The organism is Candidatus Spechtbacterales bacterium (genome assembly GCA_040879145.1).
Taxonomy (GTDB): domain Bacteria; phylum Patescibacteriota; class Minisyncoccia; order Spechtbacterales; family 2-12-FULL-38-22; genus JAWVZY01.
This window is the reverse complement of record JBBDKX010000021.1, coordinates 96,453-103,972: the sequence shown is the minus strand read 5'-3', so window position 1 is coordinate 103,972 and position 7,520 is coordinate 96,453. Positions and strand designations below refer to the sequence as shown.

General features: G+C 40.6%; 7 protein-coding genes. 6 read left to right on the top strand and 1 reads right to left on the bottom strand.

What is annotated here, in order from left to right:
* Positions 1–983 (top strand): ATP-binding cassette domain-containing protein (locus WDZ40_02545; GenBank protein ID MEX0877723.1); only part of this gene is annotated, 983 nt, incomplete at its 5' end.
* Between the two features lie 14 nt (positions 984–997).
* On the top strand, positions 998–2,488 hold the full coding sequence (locus WDZ40_02540) for a hypothetical protein (GenBank protein ID MEX0877722.1): 1,491 nt from the start codon (positions 998–1,000) through the stop codon (positions 2,486–2,488).
* Here WDZ40_02540 and WDZ40_02535 read toward each other — a convergent pair.
* Positions 2,457–3,509: an AI-2E family transporter gene (locus WDZ40_02535; GenBank protein ID MEX0877721.1), complete on the bottom strand. Its 1,053-nt coding sequence runs from the start codon at positions 3,507–3,509 to the stop codon at positions 2,457–2,459. The genes WDZ40_02540 and WDZ40_02535 overlap by 32 nt on opposite strands.
* Positions 3,510–3,623: 114 nt before the next feature.
* Here WDZ40_02535 and WDZ40_02530 point away from each other — a divergent pair, with 114 nt between their 5' ends.
* From WDZ40_02530 to WDZ40_02515, 4 genes are all read left to right on the top strand, one after another.
* On the top strand, positions 3,624–4,496 hold the full coding sequence (locus tag WDZ40_02530; GenBank protein MEX0877720.1) for a rhodanese-related sulfurtransferase: 873 nt from the start codon (positions 3,624–3,626) through the stop codon (positions 4,494–4,496).
* A 62-nt stretch (positions 4,497–4,558) separates the two neighbouring features.
* On the top strand, positions 4,559–4,978 hold the full coding sequence (gene msrB, locus WDZ40_02525; GenBank protein ID MEX0877719.1) for a peptide-methionine (R)-S-oxide reductase MsrB: 420 nt from the start codon (positions 4,559–4,561) through the stop codon (positions 4,976–4,978).
* A gap of 99 nt (positions 4,979–5,077) precedes the next feature.
* The gene (locus WDZ40_02520; protein ID MEX0877718.1) at positions 5,078–5,347 is read left to right on the top strand and encodes a metal-sensitive transcriptional regulator; all 270 of its coding nucleotides are present in this window, start codon (positions 5,078–5,080) and stop codon (positions 5,345–5,347) included.
* 1 nt (position 5,348) lies between these two features.
* Positions 5,349–7,511 (top strand): heavy metal translocating P-type ATPase, encoded by a 2,163-nt coding sequence (locus WDZ40_02515; protein ID MEX0877717.1) that lies wholly within the window; start codon positions 5,349–5,351, stop codon positions 7,509–7,511.
* The last annotated feature ends 9 nt before the right edge of the window (positions 7,512–7,520 follow it).

The following is a 7,520-nucleotide window of genomic DNA, read 5'->3' as shown; positions in this document are numbered from 1 at the left end:
TAGCTATATGGGTAAGCCAGGGGAGCGCGACAGGGCTTGAGACTGTGTTTGTAACATTTTCCTACTATGCTTCTTTTACCCGCGTTATGTGGAACTTTAACAATATTTACAGAAACATAGAAACCAACCTTAGCGAGGCGGCGCAATTTACTGAACTTCTAATGGATGCGCCTAAGGTGTTTGACCCTGAAGCGGCAGAACCGTTTGTTCTCAGTAAGCCGGATATAGAGTTTAGCAACGTAAGCTTCTTCTACGAGGACAGCGAAGGACAGCATTTGTTTAAGAATTTTGATCTTAAAATAAATAGTGGAGAAAAGTTGGCTCTTGTCGGGCGGTCGGGCGGGGGTAAAAGCACCATAACAAAACTTCTTTTGCGTTTTATGGATGTACAAGAGGGGGAGATAAAAATAGGGGAAAAGAATATAAAAAACATAAGACAAAAAGATCTTCGCAATCTTATTTCATATGTACCGCAGGAACCCATAATGTTCCACAGGACCATTGCGGAAAACATAAAATATGGACGTCTTGATGCTACGGAAGAAGATGTAAAAGAAGCAGCACGCATGGCGCACGCTACTGAATTTATTGATGAACTTCCCAAAGGATATGACACCTTGATAGGTGAGAGAGGAGTAAAGCTTTCTGGAGGACAGCGCCAAAGAATCGCGATAGCGCGTGCCATAATAAGAAATGCGCCTATATTGGTTTTGGATGAGGCAACAAGTTCATTGGATAGTGAAAGCGAAAAGCTTATTCAGGGTGCATTAAAATATTTAATGGAAAACCGTACCGCAATTGTTATAGCGCACAGGTTAAGCACGATACAGAATATGGATAGGATAGTTGTGCTTAACGAGGGAGAGATAATAGAGCAGGGAACTCATCGGGAGTTATTAGAAAAGAGCGGACATTATGCTATGCTTTGGGCGCATCAATCGGGAGGGTTTATTGAGGAACAAGAGCAGGTTTTTAGAGAATAATACAAAACAAATAAGTGAATTTTGTATCAAAATATTTAAGTAAGATAAGCATGTACATGGGCATGCTGTTTTTCCTTTGCGGGCTTCTTGGCGTGGCTGTAGTTTTTTCCGTGTTGGATTTTGTGTCTTATAATACTTCAAACATTGTTTTACAAACTATATTTTTTATACTGGCTTGCGGAGTATTTAATTTTGGCGTAGCACGTCTTTTAAAAGTAAAAATAAACCCTGAATCCGCTGTTATAACAGGACTTATTTTGTCTGCCATAATGGGACCGTTAACATTGAGCGGGGATTGGGAAGTTTTGTTGTTTGTTTCTCTGGCAGCTGTTGTTTCCAAGTATATTTTTGTAGTAAATAAGCTTCATATTTTTAACCCCGCCGCCTTTGGCGCTGTAGCGTCCGCTCTTGTAATGGGATATCCGGCAAGCTGGTGGATAGGAACAAGCAGCATGGTGCCCTTTCTTCTCGCGGGGGGGTTGGTGGTTATTTTAAAGACGCGGTTTTTGAATTTGGTGGCAGGATTTTTTGGCACATACGCTTTTCTTTTAGCGCTTTATTTTGTACTGGTTCAAAAGATGCCTTTTTTGGACAGCCTTTTTCAGGCGGGAAATTTTGCTTTTTCGGCACCACTTCTCTTCTTCGCGTTTGTTATGCTTGTAGAACCTCTTACAGCGCCTGAGACAAAAAATAAGCGTCTCTATTACGGTGTCTTTGTAGCATCTGTTTTGTTTGCACTTCAGAATTTTGTCCCACAGATACCTTATTCTCTTGAGCTCTCTCTTTTAGCGGGAAATCTTTTCACCCTTGCTTTGAAGCGCAACATGAGACAAACTTTTACTTTGTCCCGTAAAGAAGTAGCTACCCCTAACATTGAAAACTTCTGGTTTAAGAGAGAAAAACATTTTAATTTTATGCCCGGGCAATATCTTGAATATACTCTTGAGCACAAACGCCCGGGAGGTCGCGGTTCGCGTAGGTTTTTTACGATTGCATCTTCGCCAACAGAGGAGGATGTGTTGCTTACAACAAAGTTTTCCATTCCCGGCAGTAGCTTTAAGCGCAAGCTCAGGAGTATGAAAAAAGGAGACAGAATGGTTGCGGCAAAAATTTCAGGAGATTTTGTTCCCCCCGCGGACACCGCGGAGAAACTTGTCTTTATTGCCGGGGGAATAGGGGTAACTCCCTTTAGGAGTATGGTTAAATATTTTATTGATAAAAATGAATCTCGCGATGTAATACTTCTTTATGCTGTAAACAAAAAGGAAGATGCGGTGTTTAGAGATATTTTTGAAGAAGCAAAAAAACGCTTTGGAATGAAAAGCGTTTATATTACAGAACGTATTGACGCGGATATAATAAAAAAAGAAGTACCGGATTTTGAAGAGAGGACTTTTTATATTTCCGGTCCCGAGCCCATGGTAAAAAGTATTGAAAGAGTGCTTACAAAAATAAAAATGCCTTTAAAGCGAATTAAGCGTGATTACTTCCCCGGGTATAAGTAGGTTCAAACTCTTTTGTGTAAACTTCTACTATTGCTACAAAAAAACTGAGAGCAAGCGGTCCTATTATTATTCCGGGAATACCAAACGTATATATTCCTCCCAGGACACTTAAAAGTATAAGAAACGGATTAACGTTTATTCCTCCCCGCTTCATAAACCTCGGGCTGAGAAAGTTGTCTATAAGCCCTACTAATACCACGCCCCATATCGTGAGACCTAAGGCGGCGAGCGCGCTGTCAAAAAAGAAAAGATAGGCAACCGCGGGAGCTATTACCAGTAGCGTTCCCAGAGAAGGTACGAGCGCCGCAATTGCAGCAACTCCACCCCAAAGAGTTGGATTTGGTATGCCGAATATAAAAAACCCAATTCCTGTCATCAACCCCTGTAAAATAGCTACAGATAAGGCACCTTTTATAACGGAATTTATTGTAACTTTAAGCCTGTGTATTATTTCGTGGTCGTACTTGTCTTGAAGGGGGCTAAGGTGTGTAAAGTATAGTACTATTTTACGCCCATCTTTTAAAAAGAAGTAGAAAGCAAATATACCCAGAAACAGAGTTATTGTAAATTCAGCAATGCCGGAAAATATATTGTTTATGTTGCGTACTATAAACTCGGCAACCTGATTTGTTACTTCGCGAAAGTTCAGGGATATATTGGGTGCGCCGGGTATAATTTTTTGAACGGAACTTTCGGCTGCGGACATTATGTCTTCCAGTGTTCTATTTCCTGAATTCATCGCTTCATACACATCGCGTGATTCCTGAAATATTTGATACCCAAAGAAAACTATGGGAGCCAGAAGGAGTGTAACTACGAGTAGTATTGCGAGAAACGCCGCCAGGGCATCACGCTGCCCAAGTGCTTCGGACATTTTCTTGTATAAAGGGTTGAACAGCACAGCAAGAGTCCCGCCCAAAAGAAGTGCTCCCATATAAGGGAGAAATATAACAAACAGAAAGATACCTCCGCCGAGAACTAAGGATATAAGAAAATACTTTTCAATATTTGGACTTTCCATAATATTTATATTTTAGCACATTTAATTAATTTTGGTGTACTTTACTGAACAGCCGGTGAAGTTTAAACTTAAGGATTGAGAAAAAATCTTTTTCCTGTTAGTATAGTATTCGTTATGGCATATACAATAATACTTTTTTATAAATATACGCGCATAAAAGATACCGAAACCATTAAAGAGGCTCAGCTTAAGCTGTGTCGGGAACTTGAATTGAAGGGTCGTATAATAATTGCTGAAGAGGGAATAAACACAACACTTGAAGGTACGAATGAAAATATAGAAAAATATGTTAAAGCGCTTGCCTCGGATAAACGGTTTAAAGACACACACATTAAGCGCAGCGAGGGAATTGGAGATGCCTTTCCTAAATTATCCGTTAAGGTGCGGCCTGAAATAGTGAGTTTACAGCTTGGAGAAGAGGATTTACATCCGGGCGAAGTTACAGGGAAACGTCTTACACCGGAAGAATTGCATGAGTGGTTTCAAAGTAATGAAGATTTTGAAATAGTGGATATGCGCAACGATTATGAATATAAAAGCGGACATTTTCGCGGTTCGCGCCTTTTGCCGATGCGCAATTTTCGCGACCTTCCAAAAGTTAAAGATGAGATAGAGGATATAAAAGACAAAAAAGTTCTCGCTGTATGTACGGGAGGAGTTAGGTGCGAGAAGGCAACGGGGTATTTAAAGAAGCAGGGGTTTGAAAATATATACCAGCTTGACGGGGGAATAGTAAGTTATATGGAAAAATATCCGAACAAAGATTTTGAGGGCAAGTTGTATGTTTTTGACAAGCGAATAACAATGGGGTTTGAGACAGACAGCCCCGAGCATAAAGTGGTGGGTAAGTGTGATAAGTGTGGTGCGGCAAGCGACATGTATGCCGATTGTAAAAACAAAAGCTGCGCAAATCATTTTATTGCGTGCAAAGACTGCCGGGACGAGAGTGGACTAGCATTTTGTCCTGAAGAGAGGGGTATTGAATAGTTTTGTTACCAAAATCTTGATTTTTTAATGTATAAATAGTATATCTGTGATATTATAGATGCATGGTAGAAAAAATTAAAAAGAGCGATGAGGAGTGGGAAAATAAATTAACCCCTGAGCAGTACAGAATAATGCGCCAGAAGGAGACAGAGGCGCCCTTTTCTGATAAATATTATTTTTTGTCTGAAGCAGACGGTGTTTATAAATGTTCCGCCTGCGGAAACCCGCTTTTTTCTTCTGACGCTAAATTTGATTCGGGAACAGGATGGCCGAGTTTTACAGAACCCTTATCAAAAGGTAGTGTGGAGTACGCCGAAGATAAAAGCCATGGTATGGCGCGCACGGAGGTAATGTGTAAAAAGTGTGGCGGGCATTTGGGCCATATATTTGACGACGGCCCCAAGGAGCGCGGAGGTAAAAGATACTGCATAAACTCTATATGCTTAGATAAGATAGACAACGAAGAGAGCCCTAAATATTAATAAAAAAATAATTAAAAACCCTCGTAATATTACGAGGGTTTTTAATGGCTGTGTATGGACACCTATTGACAGCATACCCCCGGGGGGTATAATTATAATATGAAACAAGAAATAAAAAAACAGACCATTAACCGTTTAAAAAGAATTGAGGGACAGGTTCGCGGTTTGCAAAAAATGGTTGAGGACGAAAAATATTGCGTAGACATTATTACACAGTCTTCAGCTGTTAAAGAAGCACTCAGTGGGGTTGAGGCGCTTCTTCTGGAGAACCATCTTTCTACTCATGTCGCCGAGCAGATGAAAAGCGGACAAAGCAAAAAGGCAACTGAAGAAGTTTTAAAAGTATATAAATTATCACGTAAAAAATAATATGTCAGATTGTTGTGATGATAAAAGAAATAAAGAGAATATTGGGTCGGTTGAAACTTTCAAGGAGGGCAGTGTTTTTTATACATGTCCAATGCATCCCGAAGTAGCTCAGAAGATACAGGGAATGTGCGGCGAATGCGGGATGAGTTTGGTGCCTAAAAAAGAAAATAAACACAAAAAAAATAAAGAACATATAGCAGATAAGCATGAAGGACACAGCACCAAAGCATTTAAAAATAAGGCCTGGGCAAGTTTAGTGCTTTCTGTGCCCATTGTACTATATTCAGATATAATGGACGTACTTTTTGGGTATCAGGCGCCAGTGTTTAGGGGGTCTGAGTTTTTACCTTTTGTACTCGGAACATTTATTTTTTTCTATGGAGGCTGGATATTTATTGCAAGTTCTTACCGTGAGCTTAGAGCTAAACTACCGGGTATGATGACGTTGATAGCATTAGCTATAAGTGTGGCGTATTTTTACAGCACATATACAGTATTTTTCGATGCCGGACCCGATCTTTTTTGGGAACTTTCAACACTTATTACAATAATGCTGTTTGGACATTGGTTTGAAATGAGAGCAGTTTCGGGCGCACAAGGAGCTTTGAAAGAGTTATCTAAACTTCTTCCTGATAAGGCGGAGGTTTTACGGGAAGGTAAAACGATTACAGTCTCTGTTTCAGAGATAAAAGAAAATGACATTATTATCGTAAAACCGGGCGGAAAAATACCAACGGATGGTATTGTACTGGAAGGATCCTCTGAGGTTAATGAATCTATCGTAACAGGAGAATCAAAACCTGTTTTTAAAAATAAAGACGATGAGGTAATTGCAGGCACTATTAATGGTGATGGTTCACTTACTATACACACCACTAATGCGGGTGAGGAAACATTTCTCGCGGGAATAATGCGCCTTGTTGCTGAAGCTCAAGCGTCTAAAAGTCGCTTACAGATGCTTTCTGACAGGGCGGCTTATTATCTCACCATTATCGCGGTAACTGTCGGAGGGCTTACTTTTGGAGTATGGCTTTCTATTTCCTCTCCGGATGTTGCTGTAACTCGTATGGTGGCTGTTCTTGTTATAGCTTGTCCGCACGCTCTTGGTCTTGCTATACCTCTTGTGGCTTCTATTTCTATTACAAAAGCGGCAGGAGCAGGTTTTATCGTAAAACAACGTATCGCACTTGAATCAGCGCGCAATATAGACATGGTTCTTTTTGATAAAACGGGAACTCTCACAAAAGGTGAATTTGGAGTGGATGCTGTAATGCCTGTAGGGGGAAATATTTCAAAAGAAGAAGTACTAAAACTCGCGGCATCTGTGAACAAATTTTCAGAACACCCTATAGCTTACGCAATAGCAGGGGAAGCAGAAAAAAAAGGAATAGTTCTTGAAAAAGTTAAAGACTTTGAACGTATTCCGGGTAAAGGCGCTAAGGCCCGAATTGGGGAAAGCAAGGTTGTTGTTGGAAGTGCCACTATTGTAGAAGACCTTTCCCTAAAGCAGGATAAAGATTTTAACCGGCAAACGAATGAATTTTCCCACCAAGGTAAGACGGTTGTTTACGTGATTAAAGATGAAAAGCTTATTGGCGCCATTGCTCTCTTGGATATTATAAGAGAGCAGTCAAGAGAAGCTATAAATGCACTTCATGGCATGGGGATAAAGACTGCAATGGTAACAGGGGACTCTGAGGATGTCGCAAAATGGGTCGCAGAAGAACTTGGTATGGATGAATATTTTGCTAAAGTGCTTCCAGAGCAAAAATCAAACCGTGTGAAAGAATTGCAGAAACGCGGATTTAAGGTTGCCATGGTGGGAGATGGTGTAAATGATGCACCTGCTCTTACACAGGCGGATCTTGGCATTGCCATAGGCGCTGGAACAAATGTTGCAATTGAGAGCGCGGGGATTATTCTTGTCAGGAACAATCCTCAAGATATTGTCGGAATAATCAGATTATCCCGCATGTCGTACAGGAAAATGATACAGAATCTTTTTTGGGCAACAGGATATAATGTGTTAGCCATTCCGCTTGCTGCGGGTGTGCTCGCATCTAAAGGTATTTTGCTTCAGCCTGCGGTAGCAGCCATCTTTATGTCAGCGAGTACTGTTATAGTGGCTACTAACGCTATGCTTTTAAAAAAGAGTAAGATATAGACATCGCTT